The 16,519-nt window shown below is 66.8% G+C and carries 16 protein-coding genes and 1 pseudogene; 8 read left to right on the forward strand and 9 right to left on the reverse strand.

Features of this window, described 5'->3' with window-relative positions; translation table 11 throughout:
* The first annotated feature begins 36 nt into the window (after window positions 1-36).
* Genes A5706_RS04155 through A5706_RS04165 form a run of 3 tightly spaced genes read left to right on the forward strand, consistent with a single transcriptional unit; the run spans window position 37 to window position 1,971 of the window.
* Complete coding sequence (locus A5706_RS04155) at window positions 37-666, forward strand: HAD-IA family hydrolase (RefSeq protein WP_068127385.1); 630 nt, start codon at window positions 37-39, stop codon at window positions 664-666.
* Window positions 659-1,162: a low molecular weight protein-tyrosine-phosphatase gene (locus A5706_RS04160; protein ID WP_068127331.1), complete on the forward strand. Its 504-nt coding sequence runs from the start codon at window positions 659-661 to the stop codon at window positions 1,160-1,162. The genes A5706_RS04155 and A5706_RS04160 overlap by 8 nt, the downstream gene beginning before the upstream one ends.
* Window positions 1,159-1,971: an SURF1 family protein gene (locus A5706_RS04165; RefSeq protein ID WP_068127333.1), complete on the forward strand. Its 813-nt coding sequence runs from the start codon at window positions 1,159-1,161 to the stop codon at window positions 1,969-1,971. Before A5706_RS04160 ends, A5706_RS04165 begins: the two co-directional genes overlap by 4 nt.
* Before the next feature lie 106 nt (window positions 1,972-2,077).
* Here the strand turns inward: A5706_RS04165 and A5706_RS04170 are convergent, their stop codons facing one another.
* Both A5706_RS04170 and A5706_RS32865 read right to left on the reverse strand, forming a co-directional pair.
* Window positions 2,078-3,010: a cobalamin biosynthesis protein gene (locus tag A5706_RS04170; RefSeq protein ID WP_068127335.1), complete on the reverse strand. Its 933-nt coding sequence runs from the start codon at window positions 3,008-3,010 to the stop codon at window positions 2,078-2,080.
* A gap of 42 nt (window positions 3,011-3,052) precedes the next feature.
* Entirely contained in the window at window positions 3,053-3,196 is a 144-nt protein-coding gene (locus A5706_RS32865; protein WP_156766946.1) for a hypothetical protein, read from the reverse strand.
* A gap of 76 nt (window positions 3,197-3,272) precedes the next feature.
* On the opposite strand from A5706_RS32865, the gene A5706_RS04175 reads away from it, so the two are divergent.
* The gene (locus A5706_RS04175; protein ID WP_068127338.1) at window positions 3,273-4,088 is read left to right on the forward strand and encodes an oxygenase MpaB family protein; all 816 of its coding nucleotides are present in this window, start codon (window positions 3,273-3,275) and stop codon (window positions 4,086-4,088) included.
* 15 nt (window positions 4,089-4,103) lie between these two features.
* Window positions 4,104-4,502, forward strand: coding sequence for a VOC family protein (locus A5706_RS04180; protein ID WP_068127339.1), 399 nt, complete (start codon window positions 4,104-4,106; stop codon window positions 4,500-4,502).
* 12 nt (window positions 4,503-4,514) lie between these two features.
* Here the strand turns inward: A5706_RS04180 and A5706_RS04185 are convergent, their stop codons facing one another.
* From A5706_RS04185 to A5706_RS04200, 4 genes are read right to left on the reverse strand one after another with little or no spacing between them, the layout of a single operon-like run.
* Entirely contained in the window at window positions 4,515-5,633 is a 1,119-nt protein-coding gene (locus A5706_RS04185) for an epoxide hydrolase family protein (protein WP_068127387.1), read from the reverse strand.
* 40 nt (window positions 5,634-5,673) lie between these two features.
* Window positions 5,674-6,567, reverse strand: a complete 894-nt coding sequence (locus A5706_RS04190) for a formylglycine-generating enzyme family protein (RefSeq protein ID WP_068127342.1) — start codon at window positions 6,565-6,567, stop codon at window positions 5,674-5,676.
* The gene (locus A5706_RS04195; RefSeq protein WP_068127344.1) at window positions 6,560-7,474 is read right to left on the reverse strand and encodes an HAD family phosphatase; all 915 of its coding nucleotides are present in this window, start codon (window positions 7,472-7,474) and stop codon (window positions 6,560-6,562) included. The genes A5706_RS04190 and A5706_RS04195 overlap by 8 nt, the downstream gene beginning before the upstream one ends.
* Complete coding sequence (locus A5706_RS04200; RefSeq protein WP_068127346.1) at window positions 7,471-9,015, reverse strand: arylsulfatase; 1,545 nt, start codon at window positions 9,013-9,015, stop codon at window positions 7,471-7,473. Before A5706_RS04200 ends, A5706_RS04195 begins: the two co-directional genes overlap by 4 nt.
* A gap of 192 nt (window positions 9,016-9,207) precedes the next feature.
* Between A5706_RS04200 and A5706_RS04205 the strand changes: the two genes are divergently transcribed.
* The 3 genes from A5706_RS04205 to A5706_RS04215 are packed head-to-tail and all read left to right on the forward strand — an operon-like array spanning window position 9,208 to window position 12,123.
* Window positions 9,208-9,411 carry a ferredoxin gene (locus A5706_RS04205; protein ID WP_068127348.1) on the forward strand — a complete coding sequence of 68 codons (204 nt, stop codon included), beginning with the start codon at window positions 9,208-9,210 and terminating at the stop codon, window positions 9,409-9,411.
* A gap of 6 nt (window positions 9,412-9,417) precedes the next feature.
* Window positions 9,418-10,809 carry an NAD(P)/FAD-dependent oxidoreductase gene (locus A5706_RS04210; RefSeq protein WP_068127349.1) on the forward strand — a complete coding sequence of 464 codons (1,392 nt, stop codon included), beginning with the start codon at window positions 9,418-9,420 and terminating at the stop codon, window positions 10,807-10,809.
* 48 nt (window positions 10,810-10,857) lie between these two features.
* Window positions 10,858-12,123, forward strand: a complete 1,266-nt coding sequence (locus A5706_RS04215; protein WP_068127351.1) for a cytochrome P450 — start codon at window positions 10,858-10,860, stop codon at window positions 12,121-12,123.
* A 42-nt stretch (window positions 12,124-12,165) separates the two neighbouring features.
* Here A5706_RS04215 and A5706_RS04220 read toward each other — a convergent pair whose 3' ends face one another.
* From A5706_RS04220 to A5706_RS04230, 3 genes and pseudogenes are all read right to left on the reverse strand, one after another.
* A complete protein-coding gene (locus tag A5706_RS04220; protein WP_068127353.1) occupies window positions 12,166-15,096 on the reverse strand; it encodes an RND family transporter in 2,931 nt (976 codons plus the stop codon).
* Window positions 15,093-15,596 (reverse strand): annotated as a pseudogene (locus A5706_RS04225) (MmpS family transport accessory protein); the annotation flags it as partial. The pseudogene A5706_RS04225 and the gene A5706_RS04220, both read right to left, overlap by 4 nt.
* Before the next feature lie 110 nt (window positions 15,597-15,706).
* On the reverse strand, window positions 15,707-16,375 hold the full coding sequence (locus A5706_RS04230) for a TetR family transcriptional regulator (RefSeq protein WP_068127357.1): 669 nt from the start codon (window positions 16,373-16,375) through the stop codon (window positions 15,707-15,709).
* Window positions 16,376-16,519: the final 144 nt, after the last annotated feature.

The raw sequence follows: 16,519 nt of genomic DNA on the forward strand, positions 1-16,519 counted from the left end.
GTGGTGACAGAGACTGTCCCGGACGCCGCGGAGCTGGTGATCTTCGACCTCGACGGCACGCTGACCGACTCGGCGGAAGGAATCGTGGCCAGCTTCCTGCACGCGCTCGACCACGTCGGGGCGGCCGTGCCCCAGGGTGACCTTGCCGCCCAGATCGTCGGCCCGCCGATGGACGACACCTTCCGGTCGATGTTCGGCGACTCCGCCGAGGACGCGATCACGGCCTTCCGGGCCGAATACGGCGAGCGGGGCTGGGCGATGAACACGCTGTTCGACGGCATCGAGCCGCTGCTGGCCGACCTACGCGCCGCCGGGGTCAGGCTGGCCGTGGCCACCTCCAAGCTGGAACCGACGGCCCGGCGCATCCTCGCCCACTTCGGCCTGGACGGGTATTTCGAGGTAATCGCCGGCGCGGCTCCCGACGGCTCACGCAAGAGCAAGGAGGAGGTGCTGGCCCACGCGCTCGAACAACTCCAGCCGCTGCCCGAGCGAGTGCTGATGGTCGGCGACCGCAGCCACGACGTGCACGGCGCGGCCGCCCATGGCATCGACACGGTGGTGGTCGGCTGGGGCTACGGGCGGTCCGATTTTGCGGACGGGTTCAGCCTCACCGGCGTGACGCACGCGGCGACGGTCGAGGAGTTGCGGAGGGCCCTCGGTGTCTGAACCACTGCACGTCACCTTCGTCTGCACCGGCAACATCTGCCGTTCCCCGATGGCCGAGAAGATGTTCGCCGACCAGCTACAGCGGCGCGGCCTCGGCGACGCGGTCCGGGTGACCAGCGCGGGCACCGGCAACTGGCATGTCGGCAGCTGCGCCGACGACCGGGCCACCCGGGTGCTGCATGCCCACGGCTACCCCACCGCCCACTGCGCCGCGCAGCTCAACGACGACCACCTGGCGGCCGACCTGGTGGTGGCGTTGGGGCGCAACCATGTTCGGATGTTGCGCCAGCTGGGCGTCGAGGAAGACCGCATCCGCATGCTGCGATCGTTCGACCCGCGCTCGGGCGCCCACGCCCCCGACGTCGAGGACCCCTACTACGGCGACCACGGCGACTTCGAGGACGTCTTCGCCGTCATCGAGGCCGCCCTGCCCGGACTGCACGCGTGGGTCGACGAACGACTCGCCGAAAACGGGAGAGGCGCGATGCCCCGGTGAAAAGGGGCCTGGCGTTCCTGCTCCGCCCGGGCTGGATAGCCCTGGCGCTGGTGGTGATCGCCTTCACCTACCTCTGCTTCATGGTGCTCGCGCCCTGGCAGCTGGGAAAGAACACCAGGACATCGCGGGAGAACCACCAGATCGAGTCCTCCCTCAACACCCCGCCGGTGCCGCTGAAAACCCTGCTGCCCCAGCAGGATTCGTCAGCACCGGGCGCGCAGTGGCGGCGGGTGACGGCGACCGGGCACTATCTGCCCGACGTGCAGGTGCTGGCCCGGCTGCGGGTGGTCCAGGGTGACCCGGCGTTCGAGGTGCTGGCACCGTTCGTCGTCGACGATGGCCCGACCGTGTTGGTCGACCGGGGCTACGTGCGCCCCGAGCAGGGATCGCATGTCCCACCGATCGCGCGGCCGCCGGCGGGGACTGTGACCATCACGGCTCGACTGCGTGACTCCGAACCCACCGTGGCGGGCAAGGATCCTTTCGTCACAGACGGTGTGCAGCAGGTGTATTCGATTAACACCGAACAGGTCTCGGCGTTGACGAAGGTGCCGCTGGCGGGGTCCTATCTGCAGTTGGTCGAGGACCAGCCGGGCGGTCTGGGCGTGATCGGCGTGCCGCACCTCGATGCCGGGCCGTTCCTGTCCTATGGCATCCAGTGGATTTCGTTCGGCATCCTCGCACCCATAGGGTTGGGCTACTTCGTCTACTCCGAGCTGCGGGTCCGCCGGCGGGAAAAGCAGCACCCGACCGCCACCCCGGTGACCCTGGAGGACAAGCTCGCCGACCGCTACGGCCGCCGGCGGTAGGCCAAGAGCCCGGCCGCCGGCGGCAGGCCACTTTCATTGTGCGCTGGGGGTTTTCAGTGTGCACACAGGGCGCGCAAATCGCGATTCTCCCACCATACCTGCACTCTCAAGGCCGCCGATGCACACTCGACACCGCGAGGATCCCCGGCAGTAGCGAAGCCAAAGCCTGCACCGCCCGCGACAGCGCCACCGCGCGGCGCAGGTCGGCCACGTCGGGGGGCCGCCCGTCGCCGAGGGTCGGGCGGATCTGCAACTCGTGGCGATACTGCGTCGGGCCGCCGAGCCGAACGCCCAGCGCGCCGGCGAAGGCCGCCTCGACCACCCCGGCGTTCGGGCTGGGATGCCGCGCCGCGTCACGGCGCCAGGCCCGCAGCGCCCCCGACGGCGATCCGGAGACCAGCGGCGCGCACACCACCACCAGTGCCGCAGTCATGCGCGCAGGCAGGTAGTTGGCCGCGTCGTCCAATCGGGCTGCGGCCCAACCGAATCGGGCATAGCGCGATGAGCGGTGGCCGATCATCGAGTCCAGCGTGTTGATGCCGCGGTACGCCAGCACCCCGGGCGCCCCGCCGGCCGTCGCCCACAACAGGGGCGCCACCTCGGCGTCCGAGGTGTTCTCCGCGACCGACTCCAGCGCCGCCCGCGTCAGGCCGGCGGCGTCCAGCCGGGACGGGTCGCGCCCGCACAATGACGGCAGCAGCCGTCGGGCGGCATCGACGTCGCCGCTCTCCAACAGTCGCGACATTTCCAGGCCGGTGCGCACCAACGACGTCCCGCCAAGGCAGATCCACGTCGCGGCGATCGTGGCGAACAACCCGCCTCGACGTGAGACGCCCCGGCCCAGCAGTGTCACCGCACCGACCAGCAGGCCCGCGTGCAGCGCACCCGCCCCTTTGGCGTCGCGGTAGGTGGCGCGCTCGAGCGCCGCGGCCGCCTGGCCGAACAGCGCGACCGGATGGCCCCGGCTGGGGTCGCTCAGGGCGAGGTCGGCCAGGTAGCCGGCCAGCACGCCGGCGGCTCGGGACCGAGTCGCACGCACCCCGGCAGCGTCTCACACCCGCCGCGACCGGGGTCGGCCACGCTAGATCGCCAAAATGGCCGCCACGATCACCACGACGATCAGCAGCCCCACCACCCACCACAGCAATGCGTCGGGGTCGGCTGTCGGTGACAGGTTGGGCGCGCGCGGCAGCGGCCGGATCGGGTTGCCAGGTTGGGTACTCATCGCCCTCGTCTGCCCACTTTTCGGCGGAAAAAACGGTTCGCCGTGGTGTACTCGACTCCATGAGGGGTAATCCGCGATGAAGCGGCCCGCAACGCGGATCGCGGATTTGCTGAACCCGGCGGCGATGTTGCTGCCCGCCGCGAACGTGATCATGCAGTTGTCCCTGCCCGGCGTCGGTTACGGCGTGCTGGAAAGCCCGGTGGACAGCGGCAACGTCTACAAACATCCGTTCAAGCGGGCCCGCACCACCGGCACCTACCTAGCCGTCGCCGCCATCGGGACCGAATCGGACCGGGCTTTGATCCGCGACGCGGTGGACGTCGCGCACCGGCAGGTTCGCTCGACATCATCGAGCCCGGTGTCCTACAACGCTTTTGACCCCAAGCTGCAGCTGTGGGTGGCCGCCTGCCTGTACCGCTATTTCGTCGACCAGAACGAGTACCTGCACGGCCCGCTGGACGACCCCAGTGCCGAAGCCGTCTATCGCGACGCCAAACGGCTGGGGACCACGTTGCAGGTGCCCGAGCGCATGTGGCCGCCGGACCTCGCCGCGTTCGACGAGTACTGGAAGCGCTCCCTCGACGAGCTGCGCATCGACCCTCCCGTGCGCGAACACCTGCACGGCGTGGCCTCGATGGCGTTCCTTCCGCTGCCGCTTCGAGCGGTTGGCGGGCCGCTCAACCTATTCGCGACGACGGGATTCTTGGCCCCGGAATTTCGGGCGATGATGGAGCTGGACTGGTCGCGGGCCCAGCAGCGCCGGTTCGAATATCTGCTGACCGCCCTGCGCCTGGCAGATCGGCTCATCCCGCACCGCGTGTGGATCTTCGGCTATCAAGTTTACCTGTGGGACATGCGTTTTCGGGCTCGGAGGGGCTGGCGGATCGTCTGACGGTAGAGTCGGGCCATGCCCTTCCCCCCGCTCAACCACGTCGCGGTCACGGTGCGTGACCTCGAGATCAGCGGCCCCTGGTACCGCAGGCTTTTCGACGCCGAGCCGATCCTCGACGAGCACACCGACGCCGGCTTTCGGCACCTGGTGTGGATGCTCGAGGGCGGCACCATATTCGGCATCCACCAGCACGACCGCCGCACCCCCGACGAGGCGTTCAGCGAGCTGCGGGTCGGGCTCGACCATGTCGGCTTCGGGTGCGCCAGCCGCGCCGACCTGGAGAAGTGGGTCACGCGGCTGGACGAGCTCGGCGTCGAGCATGGCGGCATCGTGGACGCGCCCTATGGCTCGGGACTGAGCTTTCGCGACCCCGACGGCATCGCGTTGGAGCTCTTCGCACCGCCGGGGGTGTGATCCCGCGGTCGCTCAGCGCACCGTCGCGAAGAACGCGCGGACGTCCTCGACGAACAGCTCCGGTTGCTCGAACGCGGCGAAGTGCCCGCCGCGCGGCATGTCGGTCCAGTGCGTGATGTTGTACACCGGCTCGCACCAGCTTCGCGGCGCCTTCAGCAGCTCGCCCGGAAAAGCGCTGACGCCGGTGGGCAATTCGACCCGGTCCATCTGACCAAAGACCCGGAAGCTTTCCCAGTACAGCCGGGCCGACGACGCGCCGGTGCCGGTCACCCAGTACATCATCACGTTGTCCAGCAGCTCGTCGCGGCCGAACACGTTCTCGGGATGCCCGTCGCAATCGGCCCACGCCCAGAACTTCTCGACGATCCACGCCAGCTGCCCCACCGGCGAATCGACCAGTCCGTAGCCCAGCGTTTGCGGCCGGGTGGACTGCTGCTTGGAATAGCCGGTGCCCCACTTGCGGTGCTCGGCCATCGACGCCAGCGCGTGTTGCTCCTCCGGGGTCGGGTCGGCGAGCGCCTCCTTGGTGGGCCGCCCGATCGGCATGTTCAGGTGAATTGCCGCGCAATGGCCGCCGTTTCGGCCCATCTGCGTGGTGACCGCGGCACCCCAGTCGCCACCCTGGGCGCCATAGCGGTCGTAGCCGAGGCGCAGCATCAGCGTCTCCCACGCATCGGCGATCCGTTCGACGCCCCAGCCCGTCCGGGTGGGCTTGCCCGAGAAGCCGTATCCCGGAAGCGACGGGCACACGACGTGAAACGCGTCCTCGGCGCGCCCCGACGCCGGATTGGTCAGCGGCTCGATCACCTTGTGGAACTCCACGATCGAGCCCGGCCAGCCGTGGGTGATCACCAACGGGAAGGCGTCGTCGTGCGGCGAGCGCTGGTGGATCAAATGAATGTCCAGCCCGTCGATTTCGGTGACGAACTGATCGAAGCGGTTGAGCGCCGCCTCTCGGGACCGCCAGTCGTACTTGGTGGCCCAATAGTCGGCCAATTCGCGGGTGTACGCCAGCGGAATGCCCTGGCTCCAGTCGTCGACGCATTCGGCCTCCGGCCACCGGGTGCGCGCCAGCCGCGAACGCAGATCGTCAAGATCACCGTCGGGCACGTCGATGCGAAATGGCCTCAAGGGTTGCTCGTTCACGCCCTGAGGTTGCCATACCGCCGAATCACCCGACAACGGCGCCGGGCCGCACGACGCACCGGAAGCCGATGTGGCTCATGCCGGTGTCGATCGGTTGTGGTCGGCGCGCCGCGGGCCGGTAGCGCTGGCAGTAGCTGTCGGCGCACAGGAACGAGCCGCCCTTGATCACCTTGCGCGGCACCCGGAACTGCGGCTGGGCCGGGTCATAGCTGTCCCCCTCGGAGGGCTCGCCGGCGCGCGTGTCGGCATACCAGTCGGTGGTCCATTCCCACACGTTGCCGGCCATGTCGTACAGGCCGTAACCGTTGGGTGGGAAGCTGCCCACCGGTGTGGTGCGCCCGTAGCCGGCGTCGGGGCGCCACGGGAAGTCGCCGTGCCAGTAGTTGGCCAGGCACTGGCCCGACGCCTCCGGCTCGTCACCCCATGTGTACGTCGCGTGGTCCAGGCCGCCGCGGGCCGCGGTTTCCCATTCCGCCTCGCTCGGCAGGGAGCGCCCCGCCCAGGCCGCGTAAGCCCGGGCGTCGTCGTACGCGACGTGAACGACGGGATGGTCGGCTCGCTTCGCGATCGACGAGTGTGGCCCCACGGGGTGCCGCCACGACGCCCCGGGCGTCCAGGTCCACCATTGGCTCAGATGGCGCAGGTCGACCGGGCCGCTGGTCCGGGTGAACACCATCGATCCGGGCTGCAGGTTCTCTTTCGGGGCGCCGGGGTAGTCCGCGAGATCGAGCGCCCGCTCGGCGACGGTGACATAGCCTGTGGCGGCGACGAATTCCGCGAATTCCATGTTCGTGACCGGGCGGGCCTGCATCCAGAAGCCCGCCACACCGACCGGCCGCGCGGGGGCTTCCTCCGGGTAGTGTTTGTCGGAACCGAGAATCGCGGTCTGCTCGGGAATCCAGATCAGATCGTCAGTCAAACACGGCCTTCCAATCGTCGCGCATGCTGACGACCGTCCAGGCGTTTCGCTCGGCCAGCTCGAGCGCCCGCTCCGCTCCCCCGGTATACGCGAACTCGCGATCGGCGTCGTCGTGCCGGATCAGCAGCCGCAGCGACGGTGTCGCCGGCGCGCCGGTGAATTCCAGCATCTCGATGTCGCCGTTGGAGTTGCCGGCCGCCAGGATCGGCCGTCGCCCGATCCGGCTCCACAACCGCACCGGCTTCACCGGCCCTTCGTCGAGGAACTCCGGTTGCTCCGTGGTGAACAGGTGGCCGTCGCGATAGGTCAGGCCGACCGAGCTGCCCACCACCCGCTCGGGCGGAATGTTGTAGAGCATGCCGGTGACGGGCCGCATGAAGTCGCGCGCGCCGCCCGAGACGATGAAGGCGGTGAATCCGTGGGCCTCCAGGTAGCGCAGCAGCTCCACCATGGGCCGGTAGGCACACGACGTGTACGGCCGCCCCAGCGTCGGGTGCGTGGCGTCGCGAAAGAACGCCTCGACCCGGGCGCGGTGTTCCTCCACGGTGATCGCCGCATGGGCGGAAAGTATCGCCGCCACAAGCGGTTTGAGCTCTGAGTCGTCGCCCTGGTTGTGCTTGGCCACCGCGCCGGCCAGCCAGGCCAGGTCGCCGTGGTAGGCGCCCTTGTAGGGCTCACGCTCGCGAAGGCTCGGGTCCGCCGTTGCCTGCTCGGCGAATCGGCGCACCAGGAAGTCGAGTTGGATGTACATCGGCTTCTCGCACCACAGCGTGCCGTCGTTGTCGAACACCGCCACGCGGGCATCCCGCTCGACGAAATCGCTTGAGCCTTCGCTTGTTACGCGGTGAACGAAGTCGACGATCGCAAATTTCGCCGGCCCGTCGTTCCAGGTGTGGAGCGTCGTCACTGACCGCGAGAGGCGAGGAACTCCTTGAGCTGTTCCACCGCGTGGTCGATGGTGAACGATGCCGGCTTGGCCCGCGGCGGGAACTCCTTGAAGGTCTCCAGGAACCGGTTCACCAGCGCCACACCAAAAAACGCCAGATAGATGCGGTCGATGAGCCAATCCCAGTAGGTGTTGGACGTGATGTCGGCCTGCTCGAACGGGTCGGTGCGCAGGTTGAACATCTTCGGCGCCCGCAACGCCGTGAACGGCTCGAACCAGATCTGCAGTGTGCCCGCGCAGCGCTGCTCCATGAACACCAGCTTCCAGTTGTCGTACCGGATGCCCAGCACGTCGCAGTCGTCGGAGAAGTAGATCATGCCCTTGCGCGGGCTTTCGGCGACCTCGCCGGTCAGATACGGCAGCAGGTTGTAGCCGTCGATATGGACCTTGAACCGTTTGTCCCCGACCTGATGGCCCTTCTTGAGCTTGTCGACGATGTCCGCGTCGCCCGCGGCCGCCAGGAAGGTCGGCAACCAGTCGTGGTGCTGGACGATCTCGTTGGACACCACGCCCGCCGGGATCTTCCCGGGCCAGCGAATCATTTCGGGCACCCGGAATGCGCCCTCCCAGTTGGTGTTCTTCTCGCTGCGAAACGGCGTGGTGGCCCCGTCGGGCCAGCTGTTGGAGTGCGGCCCGTTGTCGGTGCTGTAGACGACGATGGTGTCGTCGGCGATGCCGAGCTCGTCGAGCGCGTCCAGCAGCTCACCCACGTTGCGGTCGTGGTCGATCATCGTGTCGTGATACGGCGACTGCCAGCGCCCCGCCTGCCCGAGCGAGTCGGGTTTGGTGTGCGTCCGGAAATGCATATGGGTGGTGTTCATCCACACGAAAAACGGGGTGTCCGCCGCATGCTGGCGCTTGATGAAGTCGATGCACGCCGCGGTGAACTCGTCGTCGACGGTTTCCATCCGCTTCTTGGTCAGCGGCCCGGTGTCCTCGATGCGCTGCTTGCCCACCGGCCCGTAACGCTCGTCGGCCTCATCGCTGTCCTGGTCGGTGGCCCAGGAGTGGATCACCCCGCGCGGCAGCAGCGCCTTGCGCAGCAGCGGCGCCTCCTGCTCGGTCGGGTAGTCGGGGTGCTCGGGTTCCTCCTCGGCGTTCAGGTGATAGAGGTTGCCGAAGAATTCGTCGAAGCCGTGCGCCGTCGGCAGGTGTTTGTTGAGGTCGCCGAGGTGGTTCTTGCCGAACTGGCCCGTCGCGTACCCGAGCGGTTTCAGTAGCTCGGCGATCGTCGGGTCGTCGGCCGACAGCCCGACGTCCACACCGGGCATGCCGACCTTGGAAAGCCCGGTGCGGTAGACGCTTTGGCCGGTGATGAACGACGCCCGCCCCGCGGTGCAGCTCTGCTCGCCGTACGAATCGGTGAACAGCATGCCCTCGGCGGCGATCCGGTCGATGTTGGGAGTTCGATAGCCCATAAGGCCCTGGCCGTAGCCGCTGAGGTTGGTGATCCCGATGTCGTCGCCCCAGATGACGAGAATGTTCGGCTTTCCACCCGGCATCGTGGCCTCCTTCGCCTTCCGGCGCTGCGTTCAAATCCTAGGAGGCCGAGCGGTTTCAATCGACATCTGAACGCCGATTCACAGGTAAGCCCTAACGGCGCGCCGTAGCGTTACGGGCCTAGCGTCCATCCGTGTCGGCATGATAAGCCGGACGTCGAGAAGCCTTGCTCTTCACACATCGAGGCGGTGGCTATGCGAATTGTCGTCGACCTGAATCGCTGCCTCGGCTACGCGCAGTGTGTCCCACTGGCGCCGGACGTGCTCAGGCTCAAGGGGGAAGAAGCCTTGACCTACAACCCCAACCCCGACGACGCTCAGCGCCAGCGGGTATTGCGGGCGGCGGCCTCATGCCCGGTGCAAGCGATCATCGTCGACCAGCTGGACGACGAGCAGTAGGCGGACATGGCCAAGGGAAGTGCCGTCAGCGAGACCGGTCGCATCGTCATCGTCGGTGCCTCACTGGCCGGGCTTCGCGCCGCCGAGGCGTTGCGCAAGGAGGGCTTTCGCGGGCATCTGACCATCGTCGGCGACGAGCCGCACGAGCCGTATGACCGGCCACCGCTGTCCAAGCAGGTTCTCGCCGGATGGGTAAGCGCCGACGCGACCAAGCTGCCCCGGATGCGCCACGTCGACGCCGAATGGCGGCTCGGTGTGGCCGCGACCGGGCTCGATCGGACTAACGGAGTGGTGCGCCTCGCCGACGGCAGCGAGGTCGAGGCAGACGCGGCGCTCATCGCCACTGGTGTGCGGTCACGTAAATGGCCCAACCCGGACGAAGCCGCCCTCGAGGGCGTCCACACGGTGCGCACCAGCGCCGATGCGGCTGCGCTGCAGGCAGCGTTGGCGGCCGGACCTCGCCGGGTCCTGATCATCGGGTCAGGGTTCATCGGTTCGGAAGTGGCCTCGGTGTGCCGCGACCTGGGCCTGGACGTCACCGTCGCCGAACGCGGCCCGGCGCCGCTATCCGGTCCGCTGGGCGGCGTAATCGGCGGAATCGCCGCCGAGATGCAGCGCGAGGCCGGGGTGGACCTGCGCACCGGCGTCTCGGTGCTGGAGATGGAGGGCGACGCGGGTGGGCACGTGCGTCGCGTGCGCCTGTCCGACGGCACTGTCCTCGACGTCGACGTGGTGGTCACCTCGCTCGGCTCGATCCGCAACATCGAGTGGCTCGACGGGGCCGGGCTGGCCGCCGGCTTTTGGGGTGTGGGCTGTGACGCGGGCTGCCGCGCGTTCGATGTCAACGGCGTGGTCACCAGCCGCATCTTCGTGGCCGGCGACATCGCCCGTGCGCCCCACGTGCTCTACGACTATCAGTTTCTGGCCATGGAGCACTGGGACAACGCGGTGCTGGGCGCCCAGGTCGCCGCCCACAACATGGTGTGTGCTGAAACGGATCGCTGGGCGCATCTGATGATTCCGCAGTTTTGGTCGGCTCAGTTCGGAGTCAACATCAAGTCCGTCGGGGTGCCGTCGTTCGGTGACGAAATCATGTTCACCCAGGGCTCGGTCAAGCAGCGCCGGTTCGCCGCGGCCTACGGGCGGCGCGGACGCATCGTCGGCGCGGTCACCTTCAACCACGGCAAGTGGATCCCGTACTACGAGGCGCAGATCGCACGCTCGGCGCCGTTTCCCCCGAATCCGGCCGGTTCCGATTTCCCCGAGGACATGCGCGTGATGCCGGCCGACTTCCCCGCCCGCGGCTTGCCCACCGAGGCCCCGGACGTGGTGTTGACCGGTCACGACCCATCCGAGCGCCGGGCCGAGTTTCGGCCCCGTCGCGGCGGGCCGACCTGACACCCCAAAGGCCAAGAAAGACATCGTGATTCAGGTAAGGGAAGCACTATGACCCCCGAAGAGGCCTGGGACGAGGCCATGAAGCTGGAGAACCGCGCCAACCCTTACCCGTTCTTCGACGAGCTACGCAAGACGCCGGTAGCGCGGGTGACCAACGGCGTCTACGCCGTCACCGGGTATGCGGAGCTCATCGCGCTGGCTCACGACCCACGGGTGAGCTCCGATATGCGCAGGAGCCCGCTCGGCGGCCGTCCCCGGGAAATCACCGACCCCTCCGTGGCCGAGATGATCGAGCGTTACGGACAGGACCTGAGCTTCATCCAGCAGGATCCGCCCGACCACGACCGCGCCCGCCGCTCGTGCATGCGCTACTTCGGGCCGCCCCATTCGCCGGATGTGATTCCCAGCCAGGAGCCGCTGTGCCGGCAGATCGTCAACGACCTGCTCGACAAGGCGATGGGTAAGACGCGCATCGATGTCGTCGACGAGTTTGCCTATCCGCTGCCGGTGGACGTGATCTGCCGCATCCTGGGTGTGCCGCTCGAAGACGAGCCCCGATTTCACGGCTGGATCGCCGACGCGCTGGCCGGCGTCTTCGACCTGGGCCCCGAGATCGAAACCGAGGAAGGGCAGGCCCGCCGCGCCCGAGGGGTGCAGGCCAGCCAAGAACTCAGGCAATACATCATCGGGCTGGTCGAACGCGCCGCGAAATCCCCTTGCCCGGGCATGATTTCGCAGCTGGTGCACGACGACGGACCCGATGGCCCCCTGTCACCCAGCGAGATCGTGAACAACACGATCCTGTTGTTCGTCGCCGGTCATGACTCCACGGTCAACCTGATCTCGCACTGCGTGTTGACGGTGCTGCGCAATCCGGGGTCGATCGAATTACTGCGCAGCAGGCCGGATTTGATTCCCGGCGCCATCGAGGAAGTGCTCCGGCTCCAGTCCTCGGTGCAGTTTTTTCCGAGCCGCTCGGCGCTGACGGACATCGAGATCGCCGGCACGTCGATCCCGAAGGGCTCCCCCATCTTCCTGATGTACGGCGCGGCCAACCGTGACCCGAGACGCTTCCCTGACCCGAATACCTTCGACCCACAGCGTCGGGACAACGAGCACGTGGGTTGGGGACGGGGCATTCACGTCTGCTTCGGTGGACCGCTGGCCCGCCTGGAGGTCAACACCGCCTTCGAGGCGTTCCTGAGCCGCGTGGACAACCCCCGGTTGGTGGAAGACCCGCCGCCGTACCGGATCAGCCAAGTGTTCCGGGGCCCGCGCCATGTGTTTATCGACTACGACCAGATTCGGCCCTGAAATTCGTTGGCCCGCAATGGGTCTCGAAGTCCCCGTCGATTCCTAGCGCGGTTGTACCACTCCGCCCGGCGGGCGCTCGTCGACGCCGCTGAGAATCAGCTCGCGCACGGCGGGACGCGGTCCGTACGGTCGCAGCATGGTGCTGGCCGGCCGCGGACGCACGTGCTGTGGCCACCAGAACCAGCGCCCCAACAAGGTGGCCAGCGACGGCGTCATGAACGACCGCACGATCAAGGTGTCGAACAACAGACCCAGCGCGATCGTCGTACCTACCTGGGCCATCACCAGCAGCGGGCTGAACGCGAACGTGGCCATGGTCGCGGCAAACACCAGACCGGCGGAGGTCACCACCGAACCCGAACCGGCCATCGCGCGGATCGTCCCCGTTTTGAGCCCGGCGTGGATCTCCTCCTTGAACCGCGATATCAACAGCAGGTTGTAGTCCGAGCCGACCGCCAGCAGCAGGATGATCGCCATCGCCAGCACCATCCAGTGCAACTTCAGGCCCAGGATGTACTGCCATAGCAGCACGGAGAGTCCGAACGAGGCGCCCAGTGACAGCAACACCGTACCGACGATGACAACGGCCGCCACGACGCTTCGCGTGATCACCAGCATGATGATGAAAATCAGTGTGGCTGCGGCAATTGCGGCGATCAGCAGGTCGATGTCAGAGCCGTCGTGCATGTCCTTGTACGTCGCCGCGGTACCGCCGAGGTACACCTTGGAGCCCTCCCAGGGCGTGCCCTTGATCGCCTCGTGCACGGCCTGCTTGATCGGTTCGATGTGGCTGATGCCTTCAGGACTCGCCGGGTCACCTTCATGGGAGATGATCAACCGCACCGCGTGCCCATCCGGCGAGATGAAGTTCTTCAGACCCCGCGCGAAATCCGGGCTCTTGAACGCCTCCGGTGGAAGGTAGAAGGTGTCGTCGTTCTTGGCCTTGTCGAACGCATCGCCTTGGGCGGTGGCATTGTCGGACTGCGCTCTGGCCTGTTCGTTGAGACCCATCTGGGTCGCGTAGTTCGACATGATGGTGTCGAGGTTGCGCTGCTGACTTTCGATCTGCGGCGGTATCAGCGCGACCAGCTTCGGCTGGATCCGATCCAACTTGTCCAGGTTCGCGCTGAGGTTCACGATGTTCTGCGCCACCTGGTCGATGCCGTCGAGGGCGTTGAAAATTGAACGGATCGCCCAGCAGGCCGGAATGTCGTAACAGTGCCTCTCCCAGTAGAAGTAACTGCGAATCGGCCGGAAGAAGTCGTCGAAGTTGGCGATGTCGTCGCGCAACGCCTCGGTGATATGCACGGTTTCCTTGGTGAGCCTGGTGGTCTCGTGCGTTGTGTTGCTGAGGTCCTGGGTCACCTGCATCTGCTCATGCAGCGTTGCCATCGTCTTACGCAGCTCGTCCGCCTGCTTGAGCAGGCTTGCCGCCTGCTCGTCCTGATAGTGCTGGGTCTGGATCCGGCCTGCGGCTTGTGCGCCCATCTGAAAACCGAGGGTGCTGTGGTCGAGCGGCGTGCCCAATGGTCGGGTGATGGTCTGCACCCGGCCGATACCGGGGATGTGGAAGACCGCCTTGGCCACCTTGTCCAGGACCAGGAAATCGGCCGGGTTACGCAGGTCGTGATCGGTCTGGATCATCAACAGCTCGGGATTGAGCCGAGCCTGGTCGAAGTGCCGGTCCGCGGCGGCATAACCGACATTGGCCGGAGTGTCCGCCGGCAGGAAGTGACGGTTGTCGTAGTCCGTCTTGTAACCGGGCAGGGCGAGCAGACCAACCAATGCGATCCCGATGGTCACCGCGAGAACCGGCGCGGGCCAGCGGACGACCGCGGTGCCGATGCGACGCCAGCCCCGGGTCGCCAGCTGACGCTTCGGATCCATGAGCTTGAAGAACGACGCCACGGTCAGCACTGCGGGGCCCAGCGTCAACGCCGCGAGCACCGCTACCAACATGCCGATGGCGCACGGTGCGCCCAACGACTGGAAATACGGCAATCGGCAGAAGCTCAGGCAGTACATCGCGCCGGCGATGGTCAGGCCCGACCCGAGCACGACATGCGCGGTGCTATGGAACATGGTGTAGAAGGCTTCTTCGCGAGTCTCGCCCAGACCCCGGGCCTCGTGGTAGCGGCCGACCACGAAAATCGCGTAGTCCGTTCCGGCGGCGATCGCCATCAACACCAACAAATTGTTGGCGAACGTGGAGAGTCCGATGATCTCGTTGTTGGCCAGCAAGGCAACGACGCCCCGAGCCGCCAACAACTCGATGAACACCATCGCCAGCATGATCAGCATGGTGGTGACCGAGCGGTAGACGAACAGCAGCATCACCACGATCACCACGAAAGTGACAAGAGTGACGAGCGCGACGCCCTTCTCACCCGCGTGGGACTGGTCGGCGAACAGCGGACCGGCGCCGGTGACGTATGCCTTGATTCCCGGCGGCGCGGGCACCGAGTCCACGATCTTGCGGACGGCCAGGGCAGACTCGTTCGCCTGCCCGCTGCCCATGTTGCCGGCGAGGTACACCTGGACGTACGCGGCCTTCTGGTCGTGACTCTGGGAACCCGCTGCCGTCAGCGGATCACTCCAGAAATCCTGCACGTGCTGAACGTGCTGCTTGTCCTGCTCGACGCGCCTGACGATCTCGTCGTAGTAGCGGTGTGCATCGGCCCCGAGTGGCTTGTCGCCCTCCAGCAAGATCATGGCCGAGTTGTCGGAGTTGAACTCCTTGAACGTCGACCCGACCTTCATCATCGACTGAAAGGACGCCGCGTCAGTCGGACTCATCGACACCGAGTGGGTCTTGGCGACGACCTCCAGCTGCGGGGCCACCGTGTTGGTGAGGAACACGATGCCCAACCACACCAGGACGATCGGCAGGGCCAGCCGGTGGATCATCCGCGGCAGGAACGGCGGGATCAGCGGCTGATCGACGCGCGGCGGCGCCTGAGCTGGCTCGCTCATGCGGACTTGTCCAGGCAGTAGACGAACGGGTTCACGGTTTCGTTGGAATCCGAGCGATTCGGAGCCTTGATGACGTCACCGCTCCCGTCGTGCTTGTTCACCACGAACTGGCAGGCGATCCAACTGCCGTCTCCTTGCGCCACCAGGTTTGCCGGGATGCCAGGCTTGGTTGAACTCAATACTTTGCTCCAGGGCAAGGGCACGTTGAGGGCCTGCTGCGGATGGGAGTTTTCGTCGAGGTAGTTGATGGTTGCGGTGCTGCCCGGTGAGCCCCAGACCTGGAGCGTGATCGTCTTGGCGTTGAACTCGTCGAGGACCTCGCCCGAGGTGCCACCACCGAACGAACCCTTGTGAACGCCAAAGACACCGTGCAATCGGAATACGACGAAGCCCGACACCGCGACGACGGCCGCGATGGTGAGCACCAACCAGAAACGCCCCAGCAGCCCCCTTTTCTTGGCACGGCGGGGTGCGACGTCATCGCCCTCTCGGCCGGCGGAGCGGGCGGCGGGTTGCGCGGTCGGCTCAGGCCCCGAGCGCTCTAAGAGTTCGGGACGGTTTTCACCGGTTGCAGTTCGCCAAGCCACAGGGCTCCGGCTCCTTTCCGAGTTCATGAGGATTCCGAGATCAGGCCGATGCAGGTGGCCGTCAGCAGGCGGGTGAGGGCGGTTGCGAAGTCCAGATTCCACTCCGGCGGAACCACTTCCGGCTCCTCGGCATAGACGTCGGTCAGCTGCTCCGGCGGGTTCGCGACTTGCCAGAGCGTCGCCGCCAGCGAGTAGGCGGCCAGCAGGATGTCGAGCGAGCCCGATCGTCCGAGTTCGGGCAGCGCGGACGCGATCGAATCGGCCAGCGAGAGTGTGGCCGCGGTGCTGATCCGCCTGACCTCGATGACCCGCTCGGCGTTCACCTCGTGTTCCAGGTGCAGGTGCAGGTTGGCAAGCAGGTCGCAGAACAACGGGTCCTCGGCCAGGGCTTGGGCCAACGTCTCGGCGATGCGCGAGGGCGACTTCGCTCCGGGCTCGGCCAGCTTCTCCGACACGGTAGTGGACCACCGCACCCAGCCCTCGGCGGACAGATGCAGCAGGACTTCCTTGTACGAGGTGAAGTAGCGGCGGACCGCCGAGTAGTGAATTCCGGCGCGGCCGGCGAGCGCGGTCAGGGTGACCGACGCGACGCCCGTTTCCATTGCCAGCGAGCGTGCGGCTTCCACGAGGGCCTCCGCACGTTGGCGCTTCTCTTCCTCGGTGCGAGCGCGCTGGAATGTAAGTTGCGCCACCGACCGAGCCTAACGCACATTGTGTGATTTGCATAACGCACAAGGTTTGCGTAGGCCTGGTCGCCCGATCATTGCGAAATCGCCGTGCGGCCTCCGCTTGGTCCGCCTGCGTTAGCTGCGCCGGCTAAGTGAGAACGTACGCAA

It is taken from the genome of Mycobacterium sp. E796 (assembly GCF_001672815.1).
In the GTDB taxonomy this organism is placed as follows: domain Bacteria; phylum Actinomycetota; class Actinomycetes; order Mycobacteriales; family Mycobacteriaceae; genus Mycobacterium.